We start from the raw sequence: 26,618 nt of genomic DNA, 5'->3' as shown, positions 1-26,618 counted from the left end.
CCTCCTTTTTTATTCCTCCACCCCTTGCTTCCCTTACCTCATGAAGACTCCCATTACATGGCGTGCCTGATGCCCAACTAAGAATCTTACAGGAAAGAGTAGTGCCCACTGCTAAGTAGAATGGCAGCATTGCTTGGATAGGTTTCCTGTTTGGTTTTCCCTTCTATGGATTCAGAGAGTATTGTCTTTGATGATGGTATCCCCAATAAAGGCGGCACCTCCTCCTATTTTTTAAAGAGTTTGTATTAGTTGTTTGTAGAAAGAATCGGGTGCTTCCTTGGTTTCCATTCTAAGTGAAGGCCCGGTTTTTCTTTCACCACGCCTATCATTAAAACTCCCGTTTTCTGGCTCATTTCTAAATAAGAGCCAGAAAACGGGAGTTCCAGTTTAAATAGTGGCAGCTGGTTAGTAGGAGGTCACCGGGGTCAGCCCCAGTTTCTTGCCTTTTTCCAAAAGGAGGGCAAAAGCCTCCTCATATTCATTTCTGATCTCCCCTTCCAGAATGGCCTCGGTGATGGCGTTCTTCAAGACCCCCACTTCCTTGGAGGGTGAAATACCGAAGGTCTGCATGATCAGGTCACCGGTGATGACCGGCTGGAAGTTGCGGAGGCTGTCTTTCTCCTCTACTTCCTTCAGTTTGGCCTCCACGCGTTCAAAGTTCTGCAGGTAGCGCTTTACCTTGTCATGGTTTTTGGAGGTGATATCAGCCTTGCAAAGTTGCATGAGCAAGTCAATATCATCGCCAGCCTCAAAAAGCAATCTTCTGATAGCAGAGTCCGTCACGGTTTCCTTCACCAGCGCGATGGGCCTCAGATGGAGCCGCACCAGCTTCTGCACCTGCTTCATATGCTCATTCAACGGCAATTTAAGATCCCCGAAAATTTTGGGCACTTGGCGGGCGCCCCGGTCTTCGTGGCCGTGGAACGTCCAGCCCACTTTCTCGTTGTAGCGCTTGGTCTCGGGCTTGGCAATATCGTGCAAGATGGCGGCCCAGCGTAGCCAGAGGTCATCAGAGACTTCGGCCACGTTGTCCAGCACCTGCAGGGTATGGTAGAAATTGTCTTTGTGCGAGTTCTTGTTGATGGTCTCCACCCCGTGCAGCTTCACCATCTTGGGAAAAATGAGGTGCAAAAGGCCCGTCTGGAACAGGAGCTTGAACCCGTAGGAAGGCGTTTTGGAAAGAATGATCTTGTTCAGTTCATCGGTGATGCGCTCCTGCGAGACAATCTTTATGCGCTCCTTGTTCTCGCCAATGGCATCAAAGGTGTCTGGGTCAATGTCGAAATTCAACTGCGAGGCAAACCGGATGGCGCGCATCATGCGCAGCGGATCATCTGAGAAGGTGATGCCCGGCTCCAGCGGCGTTTTGAGGTTCTTTCGGCGCAGGTCTTTCATGCCCTCAAACCGGTCAATCAGTTCCCCAAAGCTGCCTTCGTTCAGGCTGATGCCCATGGCATTGATGGTGAAGTCGCGGCGGTTCAGATCATCCTCCAGCGTGCCCTGCTCCACCTCCGGTTTCCTGGATTCTGACCGGTACGACTCTTTGCGGGCTCCCACAAACTCCACTTCCCAGCCGTCATTGGTCTTGAGCATGGCCGTGCCGAAGTTCTTGAACACCGTCACCTTAGGTTTATTGAGCAATTGTGCGGCTACCTTTTCGGCCAGGGCAATTCCGCTGCCAATACAGACCACGTCAATGTCTTTGGAAGGTCGCTTCAATACCAGATCGCGCACAAAACCGCCAATCACATAGGCTTCGGTGTTCAGTTCACGGGCCGCCTGGGCTACAACGGCAAAAACCGGATGATCGGGAAGCGAGATGTCTGGGGTCATGGGCGAGAAATATGATAAGTCTAGAACGCGGTCAATAGGTTGATTGGCTGCCGCGTCATTAGAAAACAAAGGTAACGTAACCAAGGGCCTTAGGCAAATAAAGCACCTCTTCGGCCCCAATGGCGGAGCGAGGTAAATGGTGGCAGCGCGTTATCTGGCTGTTTTTGAGAAAAAGAGGATGAAAACGGATGGAATATCAGACCTCACAGGTTTTAAAAACCTGTGAGGTCTTCGGCCTGGCAGAGGTTGTCGGCGAAGACACTCGTAGGAGCTGCGCGCACTACGAGGTCTGGGAAACCTTCGCCTTTCACCAGCCATACCTCGCCATTCACTTCTTCTACACTAGGTATCTTCCAGGATAGCACCAGACAAAGCTCTCAGAAAGCAGGGTTCCTGCAACAGATAAGCACCACACCTGGGCCTGCAGCAGACCTTCAAAACAACCTCATCACGGACCCAAAAGACCTCGTAGTGTGCGCAGCTCCTACGAGTGTCACGGCCAATACCGTTTCTCAACCAAAAACTAAAAAGCAGCCTTAGACGCCCAAAAACCGCTATTCCTTGATTTCTTGGCACAGTTCCACCAGCACGCCGTTTGCTGATTTAGGGTGCACGAAGCACACCAGTTTGTTGTCGGCACCGCGTTTGGGAGCCTCGTTCAGGAGCTGGAAACCTTCGGCTTTCAGCCGCTCCATCTCCGCGTAAATGTCCTTTACCTCAAAGGCGATGTGGTGGATTCCCTCGCCTCTCTTCTCTATGAACTTGGCAATGGCGCTGTGCTCGGCGGTGGCTTCCAGGAGCTCAATCTTGGTGTTTCCCACCTGAAAAAAGGAGGTGTTAACGGCCTCGCTTTCAACTTTTTCAGCCTTATAAGGCTCTGAACCTAATAATTTGGCAAACAACTGATTGGCGTCTTGGCAATTTTTCACCGCAATACCTATATGTTCTACATGCATACTGTTTATTTAAACCTATTCTAAGTGCCGATTTTTATGTATTTTTGCGTGCAAATCAAACTAACTGGAGCAAAAAAGTGTTTTTTTGATAAGCCAACACAGGAAAACTATTGACGAAGATGCTGAAATTTCCGATTTATCTAGATAATAATGCCACCACGCCTATGGACCCGCGCGTGTTGGAGGCCATGTTGCCATACTTTACGAACCATTTCGGGAACGCTGCGTCCCGGAACCACCCGTTCGGTTGGGCCGCCGAAGAAGCGGTAGATTACGCCCGTGAGCAGATCGCGGCCTTGATCAACTGTAACCCTAAAGAGCTTATTTTCACTTCAGGGGCTACTGAGTCAGACAACCTTGCTATCAAGGGTGTGTTTGAGATGTACGCTTCTAAAGGAAACCATATCATCACCGCCACCACAGAGCACAAAGCCGTGTTGGATACGTGTAAGCACATTGAGAAACTAGGCGGACAGGTGACCTATCTGCAAGTGAACTCAGAAGGCTTGATCAATTTAGAAGAACTGGAAGCCGCCATCACAGACAAGACCATCCTGATCTCCATCATGTTTGGAAACAATGAGGTGGGCGTGGTACAGCCCATCAGAGAGATTGGTCGGATTGCCAAGAAACACGGCGTGCTCTTCTTCTCAGATGCTACCCAGGCCGTGGGTAAAATTCCGGTAGACGTAGAAGCCGACGGTATTGACCTGATGGCCTTCTCTGGCCACAAGATGTACGGCCCTAAAGGCGTTGGTGCTTTGTATGTGCGCCGGAAGAACCCACGGGTAAAAGTTACTGCCCAGATGGACGGCGGCGGACATGAGCGTGGCATGCGTTCCGGTACCTTGAACGTGCCAGGTATTGTGGGTCTAGGCAAAGCTGCTGAAATCTGCCGTACTGATATGGCCTCTGATACTGCCCGCATTGTGGCCATGCGTGATCGCTTGGAGCGCGAGTTGCTACAAATGGAAGAGTCTTACTTGAACGGAAACAAAGAGAGCCGTCTGCCACACGTGAGCAACATCTCTTTCAAATATGTAGAAGGCGAAGGCTTGATGATGGGCGTGAAAGACATTGCCGTATCTTCTGGTTCGGCCTGTACTTCTGCTTCTTTGGAGCCTTCTTACGTGCTAAAGGCCATGGGCATGAGCGATGACCTGGCGCACTCTTCCCTGCGTTTCGGCTTAAGCCGGTTCACCACTGATGAAGAGGTGGACTTCGCTATCAGCCACGTGAAAGAGGCTGTTACTAAACTCCGTGAACTAAGCCCGCTGTGGGAAATGTTCAAAGAGGGTATTGACCTTGACTCTGTAGAGTGGGCAGAACACTAATATTCAATTAGGAATGGGGAATTAAGAATTAGGAATCGATCAGAACTTGTTCTAAAATCGTATAACCTAGACACTTAATCCAAATTCCTAATTTCAAATTCTTAATTCGTAATTAAAAAGAGCCATGGCTTATTCAGATAAAGTAATCGATCATTACAGCAACCCACGTAACGTAGGCACGCTGGACAAATCAAAATCAAACGTGGGTACTGGTTTAGTAGGTGCTCCTGAGTGCGGTGACGTAATGCGTCTGCAGATTGAAGTAGATGAGAACCAGGTCATCACGGATGCCAAGTTCAAAACCTTCGGTTGTGGTTCTGCTATTGCTTCTTCTTCTCTGGCCACAGAGTGGTTGAAAGGCAAAACCGTTGATGAGGCGTTGGCCATTGACAACATGGAGATTGTGGAAGAACTGGCTTTGCCGCCGGTGAAAATCCACTGCTCTGTTTTAGCGGAAGACGCTATTAAATCTGCTATCAATGACTACCGCGTGAAAAACGGTCTGGAGCCATTGGTAGAAGCTAAATCGCACCACTAATCTGTCTGCGAGCGCAATGGAGGTAAACACCAATGTGCACGTAGAGAGCGCCCGGATTCAGAAGCAGATTGAGGAGCATTTAGGCATGGAGGGAAGTCAGCTGCTGTTTGACTTCCGCTCTATGGAAGACCGGATGCGCCTGGATCTGATCACGGTGAACCCGCGGCACCACCAGTCGTTCCTGTTCCACACGGTGACAGGCTATGACAAAGTGGATGCGCTCCGGAAGATGCTCGATTATGTGCGGCAGTCGCGCGACCAGGAAAGCTCCTTTACTATCCAATGGGTGGCACGGGGCGAGCGCGAGCTGAACACGTCCTACTTCCGGGCGACCAACATGTATGATGCGTTGGATAAACTATATTATGGCCGCGACATCAACACCATCACGGTTTTCAGTGTGGTGCTGAACCCGGTCTCTTAAAATAAAGAAAGGACACGCGTATGATTACCGTTTCTGATAAAGCAAAAGAGAAAGTACTCAAGCTGAAGCAAGACTCTAACATAGACGACAGCTTCCGTTTAAGAGCCTCTGTGGCCGGTGGCGGTTGCTCTGGCTTGTCGTACAAGCTTGACTTTGATGACGAAGTGAAGCCCATGGACCAGGAGTTCGAGGATAAAGGCGTAAAGGTAGTGGTAGACATGAAAAGCTTCCTGTACCTGGCCGGCACGGAGCTGGACTTCTCAGACGGGTTGAACGGAAAAGGTTTCTACTTCAACAACCCCAACGCCAGCCGTACCTGCGGCTGCGGCGACAGCTTCTCTGTATAAGCAAGTACATTTTATTAGTAAAGCAAAAGGCACCGCATGCGGTGCCTTTTGCTTTACTAGCATTTTCAAGAAAACAGGTTATAAAGACCCTCTCCTTGGCTTTAGCTTGCCCTACCTCCCATTAAGTACACTTTGGTTATGCGTAGTCTTTGACTGCGTTACTTCCGGGCTGCCAATCTCCTGATTGGCGAGAACAACATTTTGAAGATTGAGGCTCGTTTGGTGCCTGCTTTTATGATAACATGCTCAAAACACTGGGCTTTCCTGTAATGCCAATCTGAAGATTTGCGGTCCAGAGGTGCCGTAGTCAAAGACTACGCACGACAAGAGAGCCAGCAGGGCTCCTTTGGTCCGTCATTGCTGTTCGCTCCCAATGTCGTCCCAGGACGCCTAAGAGATAAATAGAGTAAAAAGCTCAAAGTCAGACATACACCTCCATAAGAAAGGCTTGGAGAAATCATCCCCAAGCCTCCTTGAATTAACGCTAAATTATAAAATGCTTATCTGGCCACCTGCACCGGATGGTCTTCCAACTGGGCATAGTGTAGTTTCCAGGCTCCCTTTTCGTTCTTTTTCCAAACCAGCATAAAGTTACCTTCTCCTTCTCCTTTGGGCAGCTGGCGGTCAGACGGGATCACATCCACGGTAAAGGTACCGCCTTCAAAAGCGATGTTCTCATCGGCGCCTGAGCTTACCGAGAAAGTTCTGAGGTTTTCGATGGTACCCATGGTTTCCCGCACCCATTTCTGCGAGACCTCAGACTTACCGTTGTAGTGTACCTCGCCCTGCACAAAATGCACATCGTCGGCTAGAAGCGTATCTAATTGGGCTGAATTCTTGCTGTTCCAGGCTCCTATAAACTGCTGGTTCAATTGCTGTACGTTTACCGGCTCCTTTTTCTCGTCCATTTTAGAGCAGGAAGAAAGCAAGGCAGCAAATACAAACATTAACAGGTACGGTTTCATAGTAATAAGTTTGGTGAATGACTAAACCACATACTCCAATAGAATATTAGGAGTTTCAAATATTTTAATATTGTTGTTAAAAAAAGCCCAAGCACTGGGCTTGGGCTTTCCTATAGGTGGGCTACTGCCTCATTACCAGCTTTTTCTTCTGTATTCAGAATCAGCATACGGTTTTGAATAGTCACCGTAGTGCTCGTTAGGTAAGAAAGACAAGTTAGACATAGTCATGATCTGTGGCTGACCGGCAGTGTAGCCAGTATAAGCCATAGCAGCGGCGGCTGGGGCAGCAACGGCTGCGGTTTTAGCGGCAGAAGAAGTGGATCTCTTAGCAGAAGAACCGGCAGATCTGTTAGAAGAGCTGTATGCATACGCTCTGTTGGCCGCTACACTTCTGTTGAACTCTGCTTCTCTTTCAGCTTCTCTCTTCTTTTTCTTGTTGTCTACGATTTTACCAACTCCGTACCCGGCGGCTCCACCTACAACACCTCCTACAACACCACCCACTACACGGTTACGTTTGTTGATGATGGCACCAGCTGCTGCACCAGTACCAGCTCCAATGACGGCACCTTTGGCTTGTGGGCTCCATTTTTTTCTTTCTTGCGCCTGGGCACTATTGAAAGCAACAGACACTAAGAACATCAGGCTGAATATCAAACTTAGCTTTTTCATAATAGTACTTTTTAGTATTCGTTAATTTTTTCCGCTCATGTACAGAACGATTTTCAACATCCGTGCCAACTTTTAAAACACTTTCCAGAAAACGGTCCCGGAGAGAAAAATTAGAAGTGACACTGCTTAAATCGGCGTCTCCGATTACTGAGGTTGAAATCTGCTGCTTCAACGTATTCTATACTATTTGGATACAAACTCTTTGCCAACTTTTCCTAAACCACTATCTATTCTTGGCCTATATTCATTGTTTACCCAAGCGCTAAGCCCATTTTTTCCTTTATCTTATTGTCTATCAAACCTTACCAAGAATAAAACTTTTCCAATGATTTTTGGGCCGGCCGAGGCCCTTATTCAAAAAATTATTCTCCCGTTTTTTTAAAACATCTACTTTACCCTATATTGTTTGGTTACCCCCCCTCTCAACTTAAAAAGGTAAGGACCCATTCATGGATATTTCTACTGCCCTGCAAGACCTAAACTGGTTGGCCGTTTTAGCCGCCGCCTTCTCTACCTTTCTTATTGGCGGGCTCTGGTACTCGCCTCTGCTGTTTGCCAAAGCCTGGATGCGCGCTAACAAGTTTACCGAACAGGAAATGGGCAACCCTAACATGGCGTTTATCTTCGGTCTGGCCTTTGTGCTTTCCTTCTTCATGGCGCTCAACCTGGCCTTGTTTATAGGAGCCGGTGATACCGCTTTCGGCGCAACGGCTGGGTTTATGGCCGGTCTTGGTTGGGTAGCCTTGGCTATGGGGGTCATTTCCCTGTTTGAAAGACGCCCCCTGTCCTACGTGCTCACCAATGGCGGGTATATGACCGTGGCCTTCACGGTAATGGGCGCCATATTAGGTGGTTGGAATTAGAAAGAAAAAAGAGTTTGCGTTTATGGCTTCGTTTTCAGAAAACAAACCTTAATCATATCTCACTCCTGAAGCAGCTTCTACTAATCAATCAACACCTAATGGAAAAGACAGGACTTCTATCTAAACCTTGGTTTAACAGACCTGCCTTAGGACTGCAATGCTGCCTAGTTATCTTTTGGCAGATAGAAGCGCTGGGGAGTTCCTTTATTATGTAACTCATTCGTAGAGGAACTCTTCCAGATATGCCAGCTCCTCATTTAGGGGCTGGCGTCTTTGTTTTTAGCCTGTTTTTCCTGAAATAAGCCCGAAACTGAACTCCTCCCCTTCCCCAAAACCTGTTATCTTTACTATCTCGCATAGTTCCCACTCCCGTGAAGATAACCTCTGTCCGTTTCCTTAACCTGAACTCGCTGCAGGGCGAGCACCACATCCGGTTCCATGAGCCGCCATTGAGTGAGTCTGGGCTGTTTGCCATCACCGGACCCACAGGCGCGGGCAAAACCACTATTCTGGACGCCATCACGGTGGCCCTGTACGGCGAGGTGCCCCGCCACGGCAGCGGCAAACCCATCCGGGAAATCATGACGCGCCATACCGGCGAGTGCAAGTCTGAGGTAGAATTTGAGGCTCACGGGAAACAGTACCGGTCTACGTGGTCGTTGCGCCGGAGCCGCGGCAAAGCCACCGGCGAGTTCCAGTCGGTGCACATGGAGCTGTGCCTGACAAGTGACGATGTACCGTTTGACCTCAAACCCAGCGAAGTTCCTAAAAAAGTAGCCGAGATAGTAGGCCTGGACTTCCAGCAGTTCCTGCGGTCGGTCATGCTCTCACAGGGAGACTTCACCCGGTTCCTGAAAGCCAGCGAAAGCGAACGCAGCGAACTGCTGGAGAAACTCACTGATACCCGCATCTACTCCCAGATTTCCATGGCCGCCTATGAGAAGGCCAAGGCCGAAAAGCAGAAACTGCAGGAGATAGAGCAGCGCCTGCACCTGGACCAGCTCCTGTCAGAAGAGAACCGCACCGCTTTGGAGCAGGAGGCTACCCAACTCAAAGCGGCTGCCCATCTGGCCCACCACCAGATAAAACAGCACCAGGAGCAGCAGGCCTGGCTTCTGCACCTTCAGAAACTACAGCAGAAAGAAACCCAAACAGTAGAACAGTTAGCCGGAGCCCATGCCGAAGAACAGGCCTGGCTACCGCAGCGGGAGCGGCTGCAGCGCCATGAGCAAACCCTTCCCTACCAAAGTGACCTGGCGCGGCTGGAAGAGGTAATGCACCAAGGGCATGTACTGGGCCAAGGCATTGCTACGCTTCAGCAGCAGATTCCCGCCCAGGAACAGGTTGTAAACCAGCAAACGCAACTTACCCAATCCGCCCGCACCGCCCAAGCCGGCGCGCAGCAAACCCTTGCCCAGGCAGAACCCCGGCTAGACCAGGTGCTACAGCAAGACACGCAGATTGCGGCGTACCAGGCACACTATACCCGGGAAGAGGAAGCTACTGCCCACCTCGCGCAACAGACCCAGCAACTCTCTGCCCTGCTGGCGCAACAGCAAAACCTGCTCCAGGTACTTCTTGCAGAGGGCAAGCAACTCAACGACTGGCTCAAAACCCATGAATTGGACAAGGAACTAACCCATACCCTGCACGACGGCAAATCTGAACTGAGAAACTTGCAGGAGGTACAGAAACAGCAAACCAAATTCAGGAAAGAACAAGCAGATTACAGGCTGCTATTAGAAAACGAGGCAAAAAACAGCGCCACCTGGCAAACCCAACTACAGGCGATTGAACAAAGCCTGGAAGAGCAGCAAACCACCTTGGCGCAGTTGCAGAAACAGTCCGCAGGGGTGCTGCAGGGCCAGCAACCAGAGGCCTTGGAGCAACTCTGCCATCGGCTACCGCAGGTGTGCAGCCAATTAGAGAAACAGCTGGACGTCAGCAAAAGCTTCCTTAAGCTGGAAGTCCGCCGGCAAGACCTGCAAAGCCAATTCACCAAGACCACCCAACACCTGCACCAGCAGCGCACCCACCATATTGAAACGGGCGCCCAGCGCCAACAGGCCCAGGACAAACTCAAAGACCTGCAGCAGATCGTAGACCTGCAACGGCAGATTCAAAAATATGAGGAAGCCCGTGCCCACCTGCAACCCCACCAGCCTTGTCCGCTCTGCGGTTCTACCCACCACCCTTTTGTGGAGGAACACCAACCCCAGACCCTGACTGAAGCCGAGCAGAACCTGCAACGCCAACAACAACACCTGCAGCGGCTAGACCAACAGGAGCGGGAACTGGCCGCCGCCGTGCACAAGGCGGAGGTGGCCGCGCAGCACCTTCAGGCGCAAGTACAGGACGCAGAGACCCAGGCCGCCAGTATGCAGGCCCAGTTCGCGGAACTGAACTCTGCTTTGGAACTGGCCCACGAGATTGCATTATCTGATTCCATAGACCATTACTGGACGGCCCGTAAAACCGAGCTTCAGCAAGCCACCGCCACCTTGGAGACCCTACGGGCTTTGCGCACCCGCACTGAGGCCGCCCACCAGGAAGAACGGAAGCTGCAAGCGGAACAGCAACGTTTACGGCACGAATTAGAGAAAACCGCTGAAAAACGTGGCCAGGCTCAAACCCAGCTCCAACGCCTGCAAGAAGAACTAGACGACCTAGCCGAGCAGGAGCAAGTAGTCTCGGACACCTTGAAGGGCTTCTTCAGCACCTACGGCCTCGCCTATGATGGCACCAACGGCCCAGACCTGCTTACTCAACTGGAGAAACGAAGAGCAGAATACGAGCAGAAAAACGCCCAACTGCCTGAAATGAGGCTGAAATACGCTGAGGCAAAATCAGAGGCAGACAACAGCCTGAAATCCCTGACCGAGAAGCAGGCCGAGCTCGCCCTACGCCAGGGGCAGCTGGAGCACACCCGTCAGCAGTTACAGGACCTGCAGAACCAGCGCCACCAACTCCTGCCCCAGGGCGTACAGCCCCAGGCCGAGAAACAGCGCCTGCAACAAACCCTGCAACAGGCTACCCAAGCGTTGCAAACTTCAGAAGCAGCGCTGCAGCGCGAACAGGAACAACTGAACCGCCTTACCCACCAGCTCACTGATAAACAAAAGGAACAACAAGCCAACAAACAAAACCAGGAGCGCCAGGAAGAGGCCCTCCTGCAGAAAATACAGCCCCTGCATTCTCTTGCCGAGCTGAAGTCTCGCCTCCTGCCAGAAGCAGAAGCACAGCAACTTCGGCAGGAACAGGAGCGGGTACAGAAAACGCTGACGGAGCTGAAGCACAGCCTCCAACAAACCCGCGCAGAGTATCAATCAGAAAAGGAACGGCACCTCACCGAGCTCACGCTGCCTGAGTTAGCGCCGCTCATCCAAGCGCTGGAAGAAGAACGGGAACAATGCCAGACCCAATGGGGGCAACTGGAACTGAAACTGCAGCAGGACACCCAGCTCCGCGAAAAACACCAGCAGCTCACCCAGCAGCTGGACGTGCAGAAAGGCGAAGCCGAACGCTGGGACCGCCTGGCGCGCCTCATCGGCTCTGCCGATGGCAAGAAGTTCAGCAAGTATGCGCAAAGCCTCACGTTGGCCCGGCTGGTAGAACTGGGCAACCGCCACCTGCACCGCCTCAACGACCGCTACCGCATCTTGAAAAGCAAAACCGAAGAACTGGAACTGCAGATCCAGGACACGTACCAGGGTGATGCCATCCGCTCGGTCAATTCCCTCTCCGGCGGCGAAAGCTTTCTGGTAAGCCTGGCCCTGGCCCTGGGTCTGTCAGACTTGGCCAGCCACAAAGCCCAGATCCATTCCCTGTTCATTGACGAAGGCTTTGGTACCCTGGATGCGGAAACCCTGGACATTGCCATGGATGCGCTGGAAAACCTGCAGGCCAGCGGCAAAATGATCGGCATCATCTCCCACGTAGAAGCCCTCAAAGAGCGCATAGGTACCCAGATTGTGGTGCAGAAACAAGCCGGCGGCCGCAGCGAGATCAGAGTGGTAAGCCCCGTTGGCATGGTAGTGTAACATAACAAGTCCGAATTAAGTCAACCGTTACCTTCTAAAAACAGGAGAGGCTCCCCAAACCGGGGAGCCTCTCCTGTTTTACGCTGTTACAGGTTCGTACTACCGCCTTACATTTTCTCATCATGCTGCGAGAGATCCAGCCCTAATTGCTCTTCCTCCACAGAAACCCGCAGGGGCGTGATCAGGTTGGTGAGTTTCAGCAGCACCCAGGAACCACCAAAGGCGAAGATAGAAACCCCAATCAAGGCGGTAAGCTGCACCAGAAACAGTCTGGTCTCGCCAAAGATCAACCCTTGATCGGCAATGGCGGGGTTCACGCCTTTGCTGGCGAATACACCCGTGAGCAGCATGCCCACCATGCCCCCTACCCCATGGCAAGGGAACACGTCCAGGGTATCATCTACGTTCGTGCGCGAGCGTAGGTCCACCAGCAGGTTACTTACCACTGCTGAGATCACGCCAATGGCAATAGAGTGTGGTAAGGTGACAAAACCAGCCCCGGGAGTAATGGCCACCAACCCAACCACGGCGCCAATACAGGTTCCCAAGGCACTGGGTTTTCGGCCTTTCACGCCATCAAAGAAAATCCAGGCTAGGGCGGCCGCGGCCGAAGCAGTCATAGTGGTAGCCAGCGCCGTAGCCGCCAGAGGGTTGGCGCCCATGGCAGAACCCGCGTTGAAGCCGAACCAGCCAAACCACAACAGGCCCGTGCCCAACAGCACAAAGGTGATATAGGCAGGCGAATGGCTTACTTCATGGCGTCTTTTCAAACAGATTGCCGAGGCCAGGGCTGCCCACCCCGCCGACATATGCACCACCGTTCCGCCCGCGAAATCCAGTACCCCCATTTGAAACAGGAGCCCCTGGGGGTGCCAGGTGGCGTGGGCCAGCGGGGCATAGATAAACACGAAGAACAACAGCACGAAGACGGTATAGGAAGTGAACCGGATGCGCTCCGCGAAGGCCCCGGTGATCAAGGCAGGGGTGATAATGGCGAATTTGAGCTGAAACATGGCAAACAAAGCCAACGGTATGGTGGGCGCCAGTTCCCAGGGAGCGCCATCCAGCACATTGCGCATCATGAAGAAGGTAGTAGGGTTCCCCACAAAGCCTCCCATTGATTCGCCAAAGGCCAGGCTGAACCCAAACACCACCCAAATCACAGAGATCATGGCCATGCAGATAAAACTTTGCAGCATAGTAGAGATCACGTTCCGGCGGTTCACCATGCCTCCATAGAAGAAAGCCAGACCGGGAGTCATGATGAGGACGAGAGCCGTGGCGGTGAGCATCCAGGCGGTGTCAGCGGGGCTAAGCCCTGCAGGGGTAGCACCACCCGGAACAGACGGAAACACAAAGGTGAGCAGGACCGTGATGGCCAACAAAATAAACGGGACCTTGGAAAGTTTAGGGCGCATACGGGCTGGATAGAATTATCTGAATAGTGGATAGAACAAGGGTAAGCGGCTTTAATTTGTTAAAAATATTTCAACATTTAAAACAGATAATTACCAACTATTCATCAATTCACACAATACTATAACAGTGTCTCAATGATTGTATTTTTAAAATAGCAAGGAGCTATTCCTTTATCACCACCTGGCTACCATTTCTCTAATCACTGTCCCAACTGCTTTTCATTTTCTTAAGAAACGACCCCCCATAAATTTTAATAGAATAAGGCAAGTTTTATAGGCTTTCCCCTTAATTCAATACCAACTGTTAACTTGGCACGTACATTAGCTTATCCAAAAGCAGAGTTGCCCATGTATTTCAGAAAAAACAAATATCCCTTTCACCTTTGGCTGGTGTGGCTGCTTCTTTGCCTGGGCTGCCAGCAAAGCCGCGATTACTCACAAGACCAGAAGCAAGAAGAGGCCACCACGGGCGAAAACCAGTATAAGGTCATTGCCATCAAAGACGGCGACACCATTGAATTGCTGAAAGATGGCAAACCGCTCCGGATCAGGTTGCAAGGCGTAGACTGTCCGGAAAAGAACCAGGATTTTGGCACCCGCGCCCGGCAATTCACCTCTGACTTGGTGTTTGGGAAGTCTGTGGGGCTGGTGGTGCATGACGTTGACCGGTACGGCCGCACCGTGGGCGAGATCATCTTGCCAGACGGCCGCAACCTGAATCAGGAACTAGTAAAAAACGGATTCGCCTGGCATTACACCGCCTACTCCAAAGACCAGGAACTGGCCCGCCTGGAGGCGGAGGCCCGCGCCGAGAAACGCGGCTTATGGGCTGATCCTTCGCCCAGGGCCCCCTGGGACTTCCGGAAAAAGAGAACCACTCCCGCTGCCACCGCAGAAGCTACCTCTTCTGTTTCTAAGAAAACCGGGACATCGTTGCCTAAAACCGCTACTTCCCCGTCGGCTACTATCTCGTCTAAGACCGGAAAGGTGTACATCTGTGAAAGCAAAGGCGCCAAAACCTATCACCTGGACAAGGCCTGTCATTTATTGGAACAATGTAAAAGTAGTACTGGTACCCTTCCCCTGGCCCAAGCCAAAAGCCAGAGCCGGAAACCCTGCAAGGTTTGCGCCCAGTAAAAAATACTTATTTGCTAGAAAATACCCTAAAAACGGCTCCTCTTAAAAATTGCTGGAAGTACAAGGTCATGCAGTACAACGGTAGCCTAAGGGCAGGTCCTGGAGCCAGGTGTAGTAAAGGCCCAGCAATTATAAATTTTCAACATTCTTTCTTTTTTCATATTACCTTCCTGCCATAAATACATAACCTGAGCGATTCACCCCCGTTTAATACCATACATCAACCAGAAGAAGATCATGAAAAATATGAAGATATCTTTGGTCATGCTGTGTTCTGTATTTGTACTAGGCGGCAGCGTGACGCACGAGGCACAGGCCCAGGAAGTAAAAAAAGAGAAGAAAGGCTGGAGTAAGAAAGCCAAAGGCGCCGTGATAGGCGGTGCTGGTGGGGCCGCTACTGGAGCCATTATTGGCAGTGGTAAAGGAGCCGTGATTGGAGCCGCAGCCGGTACAGTAGCCGGGGGCGCCATAGGCAGAAAGAAAGACCGAAAGAAAGACCCTAAACGCTACGATCAATACGCCAATAAAAAGAACAACTAACCCTTTTAGTTGACTTTGAGTCTGAAAAGGCCGGTTTCTTCCCAGAAGCCGGCCTTTTCTAATTTCAGGCATTCCTAGGCCAGGTTTGGCCCGTGCTTGTACTGCAATTCTGGTTTCAGGCAGGTTTTACCCAAAACAGCCAAAAACTAGTACAACCTACCACCAGCAGCATATCAGTACTGGCCGCCTTCGCGCTCTGGGCCTGCCGGTGTCTCATTCTCCTCGCGCTCGCGCTCGCGTTTCTGGGCCGTATTCCCGAAACGGTAGCTGAACCCTACGTACACAATCTGGCTCTGCGGCTTATACCGGCTTCGTTCCTCCAGTTCCCCGGCAATGTAGGTGTAAGAGTCAAAGCGCATGGTGTTAAACAAATCCTGCACCCGCAGAATGATGTTGCCTTTGCCGCCCAACACCTCTTTACGGGCACTCAGGCTGGCCATGAAGAATTCTGAGCGTTCGCCTTGCAGCGTAACCGTGGGCGATCTGTAGTTGGCTGAAAGCTGCACCTCGGTTTTGAAAGGCAGCGTGAAATTGGAGTTCAGCCGACCGGTCCAGCTGATTCTGCTGCTGTTGGCCAGGCCCTGCTCTTCGGCGTTCAGCCGGTAATTGAACCCTGAGGCATTGGCGTTGACGCGCCACCAAGGCGTAAGCGTAGCGGAGCCGGTCAACTCAATTCCATAAGACTCCCCGGAACCAATGTTGGCGAAGGTGGAAATAGTGGCATTCTGGCCTTGCTCATTCACAAACGGATCGCGGAAAGACTGCACCACATCGGTCATCCTGCGGTAGAAAACGCCTACGGTAGCGGTGGCGTGCTCCCAGAATTTAAGGTAGTTGACCTCATAGGAATCTATGAACTCAGGGTTCAGGTAAGGGTTCCCCTGCCTAAGGTTCAGGGAATCTGAGATGTCCAGGAAGGGGTTCAGTTGCCGGGTACCGGGCCGGTCAATGCGGCGGCTGTACGAGGTCTGTATTTTCTGTTCCTCAGAGAAGTCATAGGTCAGGAACAAGCTGGGGAACAGGTTGAGGTAATCCTGCTTGTTCCGATCTTTTTGGGTTACCTGATTTATGACCAGGTTGGTTTGCTCCAACCGCGCGCCCAACTGATAGCTGAACTTGTTGATTTTGTTGCCAAAATTGCCGTACACCGCGTGCACCCATTCATCATAGATGAAATGGTTCGTGCGCCCCACGCTGTTCACGAACTGGCCGGTTTCCTGGTTCAGGTCGGTGGCCAGTACGTTGGCGTCATTGCGCTCAAAGGTACTCCGGTAACCGGCTTCCCATTTCCCTTTCTCAGAGAAAGGGTGCACGTAATCTGCTTGCAAAGAGAACTCGCGCTCTTTTTCCAGCATGTTGTTTTTCTGCCAGGAATCTCTGCCCCCCAAAGCAACGCCTTGTCGGTCCAAGTAAAACTGCCGGAAATCATCTGCCCCGGTTTCCTCTTCCTGGTTGAACACCGCATCAGCAGTCAGCTCCTGGCCGGGGCGGGAAAAGGTCTTGCGGTAGCCCAGGGTGTACTCCATAAGGTTGCTGGTTTCTGAGCCCAGGGAGTTTCTGGTGGAGGTGCTGTTCAGGTTCCTGTCTTCCTCCAGAAAGCGGTATTGCACCGAGCCGGTGTTGTCCCGGTAGCCGTAGCGGTACAGCAGGGAGCCCGTCAGGCTCTGGTTATCGGTGAGCTGGTAATCTGCCCCGAAGCGCACGTTGTGGTTGCCCCTTTCATTGGTGTTGCGCGATTCCTGCTCCTGAAAAGAAGTCGTGTCCTGCCCGCCTACTGGTTTCGTTTTGAAATAACTGGTGCGGGACTGGCTGCCCGTGCCTTTGCGCACATCCTGCCTAAAGTCATAGTTACCGAAGAGGTTCAGCTTACCGAAGCGGTAGTTCAGGTTCAGCGACGTATTATAGCGATTGCCCAACCCTGCGTTCGCGGAGATTTGTCCGTTCAACCCTCTTTGCTTCTCTTTTTTCAAAATGATGTTCAAAACACCGCCCGTGCCGCTGGGGTCGAACTTAGAAGATGGATTGGTGATGACCTCCACCCGCTCAATGGTACTGGCCGGAATCTGGTCCAGCCCCAACCCACTCAGCGCCGAGGGTTTGCCGTCAATGAGGATGGTGATGTTAGAAGTGCCGCGCATGCTCACGGTACCTTCCTGGTCTACTGTCACTGAGGGCACGTTCTGCATCACATCTACGGCCGTACCGCCCACCGTGGAAAGGTCTTGGCTCACGTTGTACACCCGGCGATCCAGCGCGTACTCTACCTGCTCCCGCTGCCCCACTACTTCCACCGCCCGCAACTGCGTACTCGCCGACCGGAACGGAATCACTCCCAGGTTCACATTGGGGGCCGCAGCGGTCACCTGCACATTGGGCACCACCTTGGTGGCATAGCCCACAAAGGAAATCCGGAGGTGGTACCGGCCCGCAGAAACGGGCGCCACCACAAACGAACCGTCCGCGTTGACCAGGGCACTGCCCACAATGGAAGAATCTGCGCCGGCCAGCAGGGCGGCCGTGGCATAGCCCACGGGTTGCTTGGTGGCGGCGTCTTGTAACTTACCCGCAACGCTGCCTTGGCCATACAGGTGCCCGGCGTGGAAAAGGAGAAAGAAGGAGAAAATAAGGAGAGAAAGATAGTTCATGCAATCACAATAAAGACTTATAAGGCCGACCGCCCTTCTTAAGAAACGGCAAAAAAGGGTACTAATGACATAAATACGGAAGGGTATTCTCTTCCGCCCAGCAGTAACCTATTGTGCGACAGAGGTAAAACTTCATCAGGAACAGCCCAATCCGCTTTCTGTTTTACGTTTCCTTTGAAAAAACAGGGCAAAAACAAAAGGCCCGGGCAATGCCCAGGCCTTTCTTTCTATTGCTAACGATTAGCTTATAAGTGGATCACCTCGCCGTAGGCGGCGGCGGCGGCTTCCATTACGGCTTCAGACATGGTAGGGTGCGGGTGAACCGCTTTGATCATCTCATGGCCGGTGGTCTCCAGTTTACGGGCTACCACAATCTCCGCGATCATCTCTGTTACGTTGGCGCCAATCATGTGCGCTCCCAGGAACTCGCCGTATTTGGCATCAAAGATCACTTTCACAAAACCGTCTTTGGCTCCGGCGGCAGAGGCTTTTCCTGAGGCCGAGAACGGGAATTTGCCTACTTTGATCTCGCGGCCCAGTTCCTTGCACTCTTTCTCGGTGTAACCCACTGAGGCAATCTCCGGCACGCAGTATGTACAGCCCGGGATGTTTTTGTAGTCAAGCGGCTCTGGGTTGTGTCCGGCAATGGCTTCCACACAGATGATGCCTTCCGCGGAGGCCACATGTGCCAGGGCTGGGCCTTTCACAATGTCACCGATGGCGTACACGCCTTCCACGTTGGTGCGGTAGAAATCATCCGTCAGCACGCGGCCGCGCTCAACGTTGATGCCTAGTTCTTCCAGACCCAGGTTCTCCAGGTTCGTTTGGATACCCACGGCAGACAGCACCACATCGGCTTCAAGGATTTCTTCGCCCTTGGCGGTTTTGATCTTCACCACACAGCCTTCACCGGTGGTGTCTACGCTCTGCACCTCAGAAGAGGTCATGATGTTGATGCCGTTTTTCTTGAAGGATTTCTCCAGTTGCTTAGAGATCTCTTCGTCTTCCACGGGCACAATGTTGGGCAGGAACTCCACAATGGTCACCTCAGTACCCATGGCGTTGTAGAAGTAGGCGAACTCCACGCCAATGGCGCCAGAACCTACTACTACCATTCTCTTAGGCTGGTTTTCCAGCACCATGGCCTGGCGGTAGCCAATGATTTTCTTGCCGTCAATGGGCAGGTTAGGAAGTTCGCGGGAACGGGCTCCGGTAGCCAGAATGATGTGGTTGGCCTCTACTATCTCGGCTTTGCCGTCTGCAGAGGTTACCTCAATCTGGCCTTTGCCTTTCAATTTGCCGTAACCGGCGATATGGTCAATCTTGTTTTTGCGGAACAGGAACTGGATGCCTTTGCTCATGCCCTGGGCTACGCCCCGGCTGCGGCCTACCACAGCGCCGAAATCGGCGGAGGCGCCTTCCACGTTGATGCCGTAATCTTGTGCGTGTTGGATATACTCAAATACCTGGGCGCTTTTCAGCAGGGCTTTGGTAGGGATACAGCCCCAGTTAAGGCAGATTCCGCCTAACTCAGCTTTCTCCACCACGCCCACTTTCATACCTAATTGTGATGCGCGGATGGCAGCTACGTAACCACCGGGGCCGCTTCCTACCACTATCAAATCATATTTTGATGCCATGTGTCTGGATGTAAGGTTATGTGTAGGCAAAGCTACATCATAATCATGCTTTTGCCAAGTTTATCCCGCACATGCCCTTTACCGGCTGTTTTTTAAAACGACCATGAAAACGGCGGGTGTCAATAGCAGAACTTTAGGGTTCTGATTGAGGTAAGAGGTTCTTGAGGCTAAGGGGTTTCCGGTTCACAAGCGGTCTTTTATTTTGGCAGATCGCCGGCCTTATCTCCTTACCCATTTTACGTGACTTAGCCGTACGCCCATGAAAATATTGTCCTTTGGCGAAATCCTGTTTGACCTCATAGAAGGCAAACCTTATCTAGGAGGCGCCCCGTTGAACTTCGCCGCCCATGCCGCCCAATGCGGCGCTGAAACGTATATTTTCTCGGCCGTGGGCCAGGATGAGCTGGGCACCCAAGCCCTGGAAAAAATAGAAGCGCTGGGCGTACAAACTACCTTGGTGCAAATAGACCACGACCACCCCACCGGCACGGTAGAAGTCACCTTGCAGGATGGCCAACCCGACTATACCATATTGCAGGAGGTGGCGTATGACTACATTCAGCCGCCCGAAAACCCCGAGGATGTATGGGCGGTGACCTATGATGTGCTCTACTTCGGGACGCTGGCGCAGCGTTGCCCATCATCCAGGGAAACTTTACACCACCTGGTGCAGCAGCAACCTTTCAAACATGTCTTCTATGACGTGAACCTGCGCAAAGATTCTTATACAGAAGAAATCATCAGGGAATCTCTGCCCCTCTGTACGCTCCTGAAGTTGAATGAGGAAGAGGTCACGGTGCTATCTACCTTGCTGTACGGCTTAGAAATGGAGCCGGAAGCGTTTGCCCAAAAGATCACCGAGCAATACCAGACGCAGGTGGTCCTGATCACGGCGGGCGCCCTAGGCTGCTACCTCTATGAACAAGGGCAATTCACCTTCTCCCCCGCTGATCCGGTCACGGCGGTTGACGCCATCGGCGCTGGTGATGCCTTCAGCGCGGCCTTCGTGTTCCATTACCTGAACGGGGAACCCGCCACTTCTGCCGCCGCCCTGGCCAACAAACTAGGCGGATATGTGGCTTCCCGGCGCGGTCCAATTCCTACTTATTCAGAGGAAATCAAGAGGGAACTAGGCATCATGAATCCATCGTGAGTTTGCTTGGCAAGTATTCCTTTTAAAAGTGAGTCACATTGACGTTTGATATATGCCTTTATGCCAAAGATATCCAACCAATCTATCTTTGTCATTGTACCACCCTTTGTCATCTTGGAAAGATCTTGTGGGCAAACTAGAAAGGCCTTGAAGAAAGCGTCTTTACCGTTCGCTACCAAGATCCTTTCAGGATGACAGATCAAAAAAGGAGTCTGTTTTGAAGGTATTTTTTTCACCAACCAGATAACTTCATTACTCGCAACAACCAATCAAAAAAGGAGTCCCGTTTTGGCCTCGTTATTAGAAAATCGACCCAAAAACAGCATAAAAACGCTCCTCCGGCCTGGGCCTGAAGGAGCGTTTTGCATTTATTTCTCGAATAACAGGCCCTAAATGGTAGGCATGCCACCCGTTACCTGCACAGTGGAGCCGGTCATGTAGCTGGAATCTTCGGAGGCCAGGAGCACGTAAACGGCCGCCAGTTCTGCGGGTTGGCCAGGGCGTTTGAGGGGCGTGTCTTTCCCGAAGGTTTTTACTTTCTCCAGCGGCATGGTGGCGGGAATAAGCGGGGTCCAGACGGGGCCCGGGGCCACGCAGTTCGCCCTGATTCCTTTGTCGGCCAGGATTTGGCCTAAATTGGCGGTAAAGTTCTGGATGGCGCCTTTGGTGGCCGCGTACGCCAGCAGCAGGGGCGACGGTTTGTAGGCGTTCACCGAGGTGGTGTTCACAATGGTGCTGCCCGGTTTCATGTGCGGCTCGGCCGCTTTGCACAGGTAGAACATGGCGTAGATGTTGGTCTTGAACGTCTTGTCAAACTCCTCGCTGGGGATGTCCTGCAATGATTCCCGGGCCATCTGGAAAGCGGCGTTGTTCACCAGAATGTCAATCTGCCCAAATTCGTCTACCGCCCGCTGCACAATGGCCTTACAATGCGCCTCCTCGCTGATGTCGCCGGGCACGAGCACCGCTTTGCGGCCCTCCTGCTCAATCCATTTGGCGGTGTCCTGCGCGTCTTCCTCCTCGTTGAGGTATGAGATAAGCACATCGGCGCCTTCCCGCGCGAATGCGATGGCCACGGCTTTGCCGATGCCGGAGTCGCCGCCGGTGATGATGGCTTTGCGGCCCGTGAGCTTGCCCGATCCTTTATAGGATTCCTCGCCGTGGTCGGGTTTGATGTTCATGTCTGATTCTTCGCCCGGCTCGCTGATCTTAGATTCCTTGAACGGGGGCTGATCGTATTTTTCCTGTGGATCTTGCTGGTCTTTGCTCATATTTCAAGTTTTAAGGTTCTGGTTAGGTTCTTTTCAAACGAGCGAAAAACCAAAGAGTTAAAAATCAGGCATATACCTGCGGCGTTATTTTACTGAGTTGAGGAACGGGGAAGAAAACTTTCCAGAATTTCTTTAACATTTCTCCATGCCCCGTCCTTTCCTGCCCATTATGTCACTTGATGGCCCCAGGCGCTGGCGGCATGGGGGACCAAGACCTACGGCTGGGCGCCTGTGCAGTGCATGCTCTTGGAAAAAGGCGTGATAGACATTTACCTGGCGCGGCTGTTCTACTTGGCCTAAAACCTCATGCTGCACCTGTCACAGAAGTTCCGGGAGAAAAGATAGCGGCGTTCCCCGGTTTTAGCAGGAGGCAAGAATAGGCCGTTCCCGCTTCTTTTTCATTTTGTGCAGCGCTATCCAGCATCTTACCACCTGTTGAAAGGCTGGTTTTTGGCCCTATTTCCTGAAAAAGAGCCCTAAAAAGGTAATGGCAAAGAAACGTTGCCTCAGGGCATAGCCTATCCCCCGGCAGGGCCGTATACTCGCACCTGAATTGGCCGTTTCCCGCCCGTCCCTTTTGAAGCGTGTATATTTGCGGTCTTTTATTTGATGATGACACCTGAACTTTCTTCCGCTTCCTCCCCCGCCCAACCTGAACTGACCAAACTCAACCTCTGGGTTATGACCATTGCCACAGGTTTGGTGGTGGCCAATTTATACTACAACCAACCGCTGCTGGGCAAGATAGCGGCCACCTTCCAGGTCTCTGAGGCGGCGGCGGGCAGCCTGTCCATGCTCACCCAGATTGGCTACGCGGTGGGCATGCTCTTCATTATCCCGCTGGGCGACATGCTGCGCCGGAAACGCCTGATCATGGTTGACTTTGCGGCCATCATTCTTTCGTTGCTTCTGGCGGCCTTTGCCCAAAACATTGAAATGCTGATGGTGGCTAGTTTCCTGATTGGGGCCACCTCGGTGGTACCGCAACTGCTGGTGCCCATGGCGGCCCATCTGGCCAAACCCGAGGCCCGGGGCCGCACGGTGGGTTTTGTGATGAGCGGCCTCTTGATTGGGATCCTGCTTTCCCGCACCATCAGTGGCTTTGTGGGCGCGCACCTGGGCTGGCGGGCCATGTTCTTTATTGCCACCGGCCTCATGGCGGTGCTGTGGGGTGCCTTGTATTTCCTGTTACCCGAGGTGCATCCTGAATTCAAGGGCAGTTACAAAAACCTGATGAAATCCCTGGGGCACCTCATCCGGGACCAACCCATGCTGCGGTTGGTCTCTTTACGCGGGGCTTTGTGCTATGCCACATTTGGCGCGTTCTGGACCACCCTGGTGTTCCTGCTGGAAGAGCCGCCCTTCAACGCCGGCAGCGACGTAGCCGGTCTCTTCGGGTTGGTGGGTGCGGGGGGTGCCTTGGCCGCCGCGTACATGGGCCGCCTCAGCGACAAAGGCAACGCTTTCTCTGTCACTACCATCAGCGTGGCCATGATTGTGGTTTCGTATTTGGTGTTCGGAATGTCCAGTCAGAGTATTCTGGGGCTGGTGATTGGGGTGATTCTCCTGGATCTGGGTTTGCAGGCCACCCACATCGCGAACCAATCCTTTATCTTCTCCATCTTGCCTGAGGCCCGCAACCGTCTTAACACCGTGTACATGGTCACTTATTTTATTGGCGGGGCGTCCGGCACCTTTATCGCGAGCCACGCCTGGCACCTCTGGAAATGGGATGGCGTGGTGGCGGTAGGGCTAGTCCTGTCCAGTCTGGCGCTGGCGGTGCACCTGCTGTTCATGCGGGAGAAACCCGTTGCCCAAGAAGTTGCTGAAGTGTAGGCTCCTTTTTAGATCCTTTTAATAAAAATCGCCCTGGAAACGGCTTCTTGTTTCCAGGGCGATTTCTTTTGGGAATTTAGGGTTGCCCCTCGGTACGTACTCTGGCTTTCCCGAACTCTATTTTGCGGGCGCGGTAGAAGGTTCCCCGTACTGCTGCACCTTCACCACCGGTTCTTGCCCTTCCCGCAGGGTGACCGTGAACAGGTAGTCATACTGGTGGTCGGCGATCTCAGCCAGGGGCTTTTTACCGCCCAGGGCTTCCATCAGGGGAAGCACCGTGTTGGAGTGCCCGGCCACCACCACCGTTTTACCCGCCTGCTCCGCTTTTATTTTCTGGGCGAAGGCCGCGTAGTCCTGCGCCTCATATAGCTGAACGGGCACGTTCTTGAGGGTTGCCAGAGGCTGCACCGTTTCCTGGGTGCGTTTGTATTTGGTAGCGAAGATGGCGCTCACCGGGGCGGCGGCCAACGTTTCCCGCAGCACCTGAGCCCGTTTCTTGCCCGCTTCTGACAAAGCAGGGTCATCGGTCATCGCCCCCGAGGAAGGTGCTTTCTCGGCGTGCCGTACCAGGTACACGGTGGTGTGAGTGGGCTGGTTTTGGGCGGCGGTCCCGGAACCACTGCCAGCGTTCTGGGAGGCCGTGCACCCCATGAGCACCAAAAGGCCGAAGACGCACGTGAAGAAGAACGGGAGTTTAAAGGTTATTTTCATAGAAAGCGATCTTTAGGAACGGAAGATAGGTTTTTCTGCTTAAAATCTGGCACTTCCCTTCCCTGGCCTATTCCGGCTTTTAGCCGGAACAAAGCTCTCTTCACCCCCTCTAACCTGCTCTTGGAGAGCCGCCTGAACCCTGGTCTAATATTTCTCTATAACTATATGAACTGAAATCAGTATGTAGCAGGAATTGGTATTCCTTATGCAACTACTATCCTCTAAACCTTCTTCGGTTTTCCCCTACCTGTGCGGCCTGTTCCTTCTGTTCTGGGCAATGGGGTGTAAAACAGCCAAAACGCACTACCGCGAGGGCCTTGAGCGGGCCAGCAAAAACGATTTCAGCGGGGCCGTGCGGGAATATGACGCCGCCATTGCCAAAAAGCCCGATGACGGCAGCCTGTACCGCCTGCGCGGCGTGGCCAAATACGAGATGGAGGACTATGACGGGGCGTATGCTGATTTCACCAAGGCCATTGCCCTGGTGCCCACAGATGCCGAATCCTATAAATTCAGGGGCGATATCAGGCAGAACCGGAAAGAGTACAGGCAAGCCATTGAAGACTATAACTACGCCATCAACAACCAACCCAACTACGCCAAAGCCTACAACAACCGCGGCCTCAACCGAGCCCGCCTGAAAGACATGAAAGGTGCCGCCCAGGATTTCAGCCAGGCCATTGCGCTGCAGGAAGACTACACCGTGGCTTACCTGAACCGGGCCAACCTGCGCATGCGCCAGAAGCAATACCCCCAAGCCATGGAAGATTATGACAAGGTCATCCAACTAGACCCCAACATGGTGCAGGCCTACTACAACCGCGGGGTTTTAAAGCACACCCAAAGAAACCGCAAAGGAGCCTGCGCTGATTGGCAGAAGGCGTTTGAACTGGGCAACGCCGAGGCCAATGCCTTGATCAAGCGGTTCTGCAAGTAGTCCAATTACCTGTAAGAATCTCCCGCGGTGCCTCCCCAACCAAGGAGAACGGCCTTAGATTCTGGTTTCAAAGAAGGTTTTTCACCAAACGCAGGACTTTACATTCAATTATGCCCTGTTTTCTTGAAATTGGACGGTAAAGGGATCCCTTGGTGAAAACCTTGCGGGCATTCTTTGGCTCCCGGGCGCATTTAGTATATTTGGACCCTTGAAACCGGGGCGTGCCTCTAGAAAGCGGTGGCCCTTTAAACATGCACTATGAAATTACTGGAAGGAAAGACTGCCTTAGTAACCGGCGCCTCAAAAGGCATTGGCCGGGCCATCGCCAAGAAATACGCTGAACTGGGTGCCAACGTGGCCTTTACCTATCTCTCCAGCGTGGAGAAGGGCCAGGCCTTGGAGCAGGAACTGGCTCAATATGGCATTCAGGCCAAAGGCTACCGCTCAGATGCCTCAGATTTCACTCAGGCCGAGCAATTGGTGGAAAACGTGGTGAAGGATTTCGGGAAACTGGATGTGCTGGTAAACAACGCCGGCATCACCAAAGACGGCCTGCTCATGCGCATGAGCGAGGAGCAGTGGGATGCCGTGATCAACACGAACCTGAAATCGGTGTTCAACCTCACCAAAGCGGCCACCAAGCACATGATGCGCGCCAAGAGCGGTTCTATCATTAACATGACCAGCGTGGTAGGCATCAAAGGCAACGCCGGACAGGCCAATTACGCCGCTTCTAAAGCGGGGATCATCGGGTTCACCAAGTCGGTGGCCTTGGAGCTGGGTTCCAGAAACATCCGCAGCAATGCCATCGCCCCGGGCTTCATTGAAACCGACATGACCGACGAACTGGATGCCGCCGTGGTAGCCGAATGGCGCAAGGCAATTCCGTTGAAACGGGGTGGCACGCCGGAAGACGTGGCCAATGCGGCCGTGTTCCTGGCCTCTGACCTGTCTGCCTACGTGACCGGCCAGACCCTACAGGTAGACGGCGGTATGCTCACCTAAATTGAATTAGGAATTAAGAATTAAGAATTAGCAGAAGCCGGTGTGTGGTACCCTACATCGGCTTCTGCTTTTTTGGTAGGAGCAGTCACTGGTGGTTGCCCTTTCTGATTATTGCATTTTCATTCCCCTTACTACTCTCCAGAGAATGTACGGACAGGTCGCGACCTGTCCAAACTGGTTGAAAACGTGATCAGCTAATGTGCAAGGCCATCTTCGGAGATTGCCCCTTCCCTTTCAGCCTATTTTCTGGAAAACTGGCTTGAAACAGAGGCAAGGCAATAAGGGAGGCAAGCGTTCAGTTTAAGAAATAAAGACGTAAACCAGAGACTATTCCACGTAAGTATGGCCTACTT

At 52.5% G+C, this 26,618-nt stretch carries 22 protein-coding genes; 12 read left to right on the top strand and 10 right to left on the bottom strand.

Annotation, left to right across the window (positions count from 1 at the left end; genetic code table 11):
* Positions 1-405: 405 nt before the first annotated feature.
* The 3 genes from FOE74_RS04185 to mce all read right to left on the bottom strand — a co-directional run bounded on the left by FOE74_RS04185 (position 406) and on the right by mce (position 2,789).
* Positions 406-1,833, bottom strand: coding sequence for a CCA tRNA nucleotidyltransferase (locus tag FOE74_RS04185; protein ID WP_149097330.1), 1,428 nt, complete (start codon positions 1,831-1,833; stop codon positions 406-408).
* Positions 1,834-2,045: 212 nt separating this feature from the next.
* Entirely contained in the window at positions 2,046-2,198 is a 153-nt protein-coding gene (locus tag FOE74_RS21150; RefSeq protein WP_192576587.1) for a hypothetical protein, read from the bottom strand.
* Positions 2,199-2,387: 189 nt separating this feature from the next.
* Positions 2,388-2,789, bottom strand: a complete 402-nt coding sequence (gene mce, locus FOE74_RS04180) for a methylmalonyl-CoA epimerase (RefSeq protein ID WP_149097329.1) — start codon at positions 2,787-2,789, stop codon at positions 2,388-2,390.
* 119 nt (positions 2,790-2,908) lie between these two features.
* On the opposite strand from mce, the gene FOE74_RS04175 reads away from it, so the two are divergent.
* The 4 genes from FOE74_RS04175 (at position 2,909) to FOE74_RS04160 (ending at position 5,432) form a co-directional block, all read left to right on the top strand.
* Positions 2,909-4,123: an IscS subfamily cysteine desulfurase gene (locus tag FOE74_RS04175; RefSeq protein WP_308422672.1), complete on the top strand. Its 1,215-nt coding sequence runs from the start codon at positions 2,909-2,911 to the stop codon at positions 4,121-4,123.
* Positions 4,124-4,247: 124 nt separating this feature from the next.
* Positions 4,248-4,661, top strand: a complete 414-nt coding sequence (gene iscU / locus FOE74_RS04170; protein ID WP_062544368.1) for a Fe-S cluster assembly scaffold IscU — start codon at positions 4,248-4,250, stop codon at positions 4,659-4,661.
* A gap of 16 nt (positions 4,662-4,677) precedes the next feature.
* Complete coding sequence (locus FOE74_RS04165; RefSeq protein WP_149097328.1) at positions 4,678-5,085, top strand: hypothetical protein; 408 nt, start codon at positions 4,678-4,680, stop codon at positions 5,083-5,085.
* 20 nt (positions 5,086-5,105) lie between these two features.
* Entirely contained in the window at positions 5,106-5,432 is a 327-nt protein-coding gene (locus FOE74_RS04160) for a HesB/IscA family protein (RefSeq protein WP_149097327.1), read from the top strand.
* Positions 5,433-5,932: 500 nt separating this feature from the next.
* On the opposite strand, the gene FOE74_RS04155 is transcribed toward FOE74_RS04160, so the two are convergent.
* Positions 5,933-6,379, bottom strand: coding sequence for a YybH family protein (locus tag FOE74_RS04155; RefSeq protein ID WP_225840629.1), 447 nt, complete (start codon positions 6,377-6,379; stop codon positions 5,933-5,935).
* Positions 6,380-6,529: 150 nt separating this feature from the next.
* Entirely contained in the window at positions 6,530-7,069 is a 540-nt protein-coding gene (locus FOE74_RS04150; protein ID WP_149097325.1) for a YMGG-like glycine zipper-containing protein, read from the bottom strand.
* Between the two features lie 449 nt (positions 7,070-7,518).
* Between FOE74_RS04150 and FOE74_RS04145 the strand changes: the two genes are divergently transcribed.
* Positions 7,519-7,932, top strand: coding sequence for a DUF1761 domain-containing protein (locus FOE74_RS04145; RefSeq protein WP_149097324.1), 414 nt, complete (start codon positions 7,519-7,521; stop codon positions 7,930-7,932).
* Between the two features lie 371 nt (positions 7,933-8,303).
* Positions 8,304-11,972: an AAA family ATPase gene (locus FOE74_RS04140; RefSeq protein ID WP_149097323.1), complete on the top strand. Its 3,669-nt coding sequence runs from the start codon at positions 8,304-8,306 to the stop codon at positions 11,970-11,972.
* Positions 11,973-12,079: 107 nt separating this feature from the next.
* Here the strand turns inward: FOE74_RS04140 and FOE74_RS04135 are convergent, their stop codons facing one another.
* Positions 12,080-13,390, bottom strand: a complete 1,311-nt coding sequence (locus FOE74_RS04135) for an ammonium transporter (protein WP_149097322.1) — start codon at positions 13,388-13,390, stop codon at positions 12,080-12,082.
* Between the two features lie 348 nt (positions 13,391-13,738).
* Here FOE74_RS04135 and FOE74_RS04130 point away from each other — a divergent pair, with 348 nt between their 5' ends.
* Positions 13,739-14,527 (top strand): thermonuclease family protein, encoded by a 789-nt coding sequence (locus tag FOE74_RS04130; RefSeq protein ID WP_149097321.1) that lies wholly within the window; start codon positions 13,739-13,741, stop codon positions 14,525-14,527.
* 246 nt (positions 14,528-14,773) lie between these two features.
* A complete protein-coding gene (locus tag FOE74_RS04125; RefSeq protein WP_225840628.1) occupies positions 14,774-15,067 on the top strand; it encodes a YMGG-like glycine zipper-containing protein in 294 nt (97 codons plus the stop codon).
* Between the two features lie 173 nt (positions 15,068-15,240).
* On the opposite strand, the gene FOE74_RS04120 is transcribed toward FOE74_RS04125, so the two are convergent.
* On the bottom strand, positions 15,241-17,712 hold the full coding sequence (locus FOE74_RS04120) for a TonB-dependent receptor domain-containing protein (protein ID WP_149097319.1): 2,472 nt from the start codon (positions 17,710-17,712) through the stop codon (positions 15,241-15,243).
* Between the two features lie 245 nt (positions 17,713-17,957).
* A complete protein-coding gene (lpdA, locus tag FOE74_RS04115; RefSeq protein ID WP_149097318.1) occupies positions 17,958-19,352 on the bottom strand; it encodes a dihydrolipoyl dehydrogenase in 1,395 nt (464 codons plus the stop codon).
* A gap of 259 nt (positions 19,353-19,611) precedes the next feature.
* Here lpdA and FOE74_RS04110 point away from each other — a divergent pair, with 259 nt between their 5' ends.
* Positions 19,612-20,505 carry a carbohydrate kinase family protein gene (locus tag FOE74_RS04110; protein WP_149097317.1) on the top strand — a complete coding sequence of 298 codons (894 nt, stop codon included), beginning with the start codon at positions 19,612-19,614 and terminating at the stop codon, positions 20,503-20,505.
* Between the two features lie 389 nt (positions 20,506-20,894).
* Here the strand turns inward: FOE74_RS04110 and FOE74_RS04105 are convergent, their stop codons facing one another.
* On the bottom strand, positions 20,895-21,776 hold the full coding sequence (locus FOE74_RS04105; protein WP_149097316.1) for an SDR family oxidoreductase: 882 nt from the start codon (positions 21,774-21,776) through the stop codon (positions 20,895-20,897).
* Between the two features lie 609 nt (positions 21,777-22,385).
* Between FOE74_RS04105 and FOE74_RS04100 the strand changes: the two genes are divergently transcribed.
* Entirely contained in the window at positions 22,386-23,612 is a 1,227-nt protein-coding gene (locus FOE74_RS04100; RefSeq protein WP_225840626.1) for an MFS transporter, read from the top strand.
* 117 nt (positions 23,613-23,729) lie between these two features.
* On the opposite strand, the gene FOE74_RS04095 is transcribed toward FOE74_RS04100, so the two are convergent.
* Positions 23,730-24,323: a SixA phosphatase family protein gene (locus tag FOE74_RS04095; RefSeq protein ID WP_149097314.1), complete on the bottom strand. Its 594-nt coding sequence runs from the start codon at positions 24,321-24,323 to the stop codon at positions 23,730-23,732.
* Between the two features lie 205 nt (positions 24,324-24,528).
* Here FOE74_RS04095 and FOE74_RS04090 point away from each other — a divergent pair, with 205 nt between their 5' ends.
* Together FOE74_RS04090 and fabG are read left to right on the top strand one after the other, a co-directional pair.
* Positions 24,529-25,260: a tetratricopeptide repeat protein gene (locus tag FOE74_RS04090; RefSeq protein WP_149097313.1), complete on the top strand. Its 732-nt coding sequence runs from the start codon at positions 24,529-24,531 to the stop codon at positions 25,258-25,260.
* A 258-nt stretch (positions 25,261-25,518) separates the two neighbouring features.
* A complete protein-coding gene (fabG, locus tag FOE74_RS04085; RefSeq protein ID WP_149097312.1) occupies positions 25,519-26,265 on the top strand; it encodes a 3-oxoacyl-[acyl-carrier-protein] reductase in 747 nt (248 codons plus the stop codon).
* The last annotated feature ends 353 nt before the right edge of the window (positions 26,266-26,618 follow it).

The sequence above is a fragment of the Rufibacter glacialis genome (genome assembly GCF_008271745.1).
GTDB lineage: Bacteria > Bacteroidota > Bacteroidia > Cytophagales > Hymenobacteraceae > Nibribacter > Nibribacter glacialis.
The sequence above is the reverse complement of the archived record's forward strand: the minus strand, read 5'-3'. Positions and strand labels throughout refer to the sequence as shown.

Bases quoted from the DNA above. Each gene is read 5' to 3' on its own strand.
- FOE74_RS04165 (WP_149097328.1), top strand. From the start codon at position 4,678: ATGGAGGTAAACACCAATGTGCACGTAGAGAGCGCCCGGATTCAGAAG.
- FOE74_RS04135 (WP_149097322.1), bottom strand. From the start codon at position 13,390: ATGCGCCCTAAACTTTCCAAGGTCCCGTTTATTTTGTTGGCCATCACG.
- FOE74_RS04150 (WP_149097325.1), bottom strand. From the start codon at position 7,069: ATGAAAAAGCTAAGTTTGATATTCAGCCTGATGTTCTTAGTGTCTGTT.
- FOE74_RS04185 (WP_149097330.1), bottom strand. From the start codon at position 1,833: ATGACCCCAGACATCTCGCTTCCCGATCATCCGGTTTTTGCCGTTGTA.
- FOE74_RS04145 (WP_149097324.1), top strand. From the start codon at position 7,519: ATGGATATTTCTACTGCCCTGCAAGACCTAAACTGGTTGGCCGTTTTA.
- FOE74_RS04090 (WP_149097313.1), top strand. From the start codon at position 24,529: ATGCAACTACTATCCTCTAAACCTTCTTCGGTTTTCCCCTACCTGTGC.
- FOE74_RS04100 (WP_225840626.1), top strand. From the start codon at position 22,386: ATGATGACACCTGAACTTTCTTCCGCTTCCTCCCCCGCCCAACCTGAA.
- FOE74_RS04120 (WP_149097319.1), bottom strand. From the start codon at position 17,712: ATGAACTATCTTTCTCTCCTTATTTTCTCCTTCTTTCTCCTTTTCCAC.
- FOE74_RS04175 (WP_308422672.1), top strand. From the start codon at position 2,909: ATGCTGAAATTTCCGATTTATCTAGATAATAATGCCACCACGCCTATG.
- FOE74_RS04095 (WP_149097314.1), bottom strand. From the start codon at position 24,323: ATGAAAATAACCTTTAAACTCCCGTTCTTCTTCACGTGCGTCTTCGGC.
- FOE74_RS04110 (WP_149097317.1), top strand. From the start codon at position 19,612: ATGAAAATATTGTCCTTTGGCGAAATCCTGTTTGACCTCATAGAAGGC.
- FOE74_RS04160 (WP_149097327.1), top strand. From the start codon at position 5,106: ATGATTACCGTTTCTGATAAAGCAAAAGAGAAAGTACTCAAGCTGAAG.
- lpdA (WP_149097318.1), bottom strand. From the start codon at position 19,352: ATGGCATCAAAATATGATTTGATAGTGGTAGGAAGCGGCCCCGGTGGT.
- mce (WP_149097329.1), bottom strand. From the start codon at position 2,789: ATGCATGTAGAACATATAGGTATTGCGGTGAAAAATTGCCAAGACGCC.
- FOE74_RS04125 (WP_225840628.1), top strand. From the start codon at position 14,774: ATGAAGATATCTTTGGTCATGCTGTGTTCTGTATTTGTACTAGGCGGC.
- FOE74_RS04130 (WP_149097321.1), top strand. From the start codon at position 13,739: ATGTATTTCAGAAAAAACAAATATCCCTTTCACCTTTGGCTGGTGTGG.
- FOE74_RS04155 (WP_225840629.1), bottom strand. From the start codon at position 6,379: ATGTTTGTATTTGCTGCCTTGCTTTCTTCCTGCTCTAAAATGGACGAG.
- fabG (WP_149097312.1), top strand. From the start codon at position 25,519: ATGAAATTACTGGAAGGAAAGACTGCCTTAGTAACCGGCGCCTCAAAA.
- FOE74_RS04105 (WP_149097316.1), bottom strand. From the start codon at position 21,776: ATGAGCAAAGACCAGCAAGATCCACAGGAAAAATACGATCAGCCCCCG.
- iscU (WP_062544368.1), top strand. From the start codon at position 4,248: ATGGCTTATTCAGATAAAGTAATCGATCATTACAGCAACCCACGTAAC.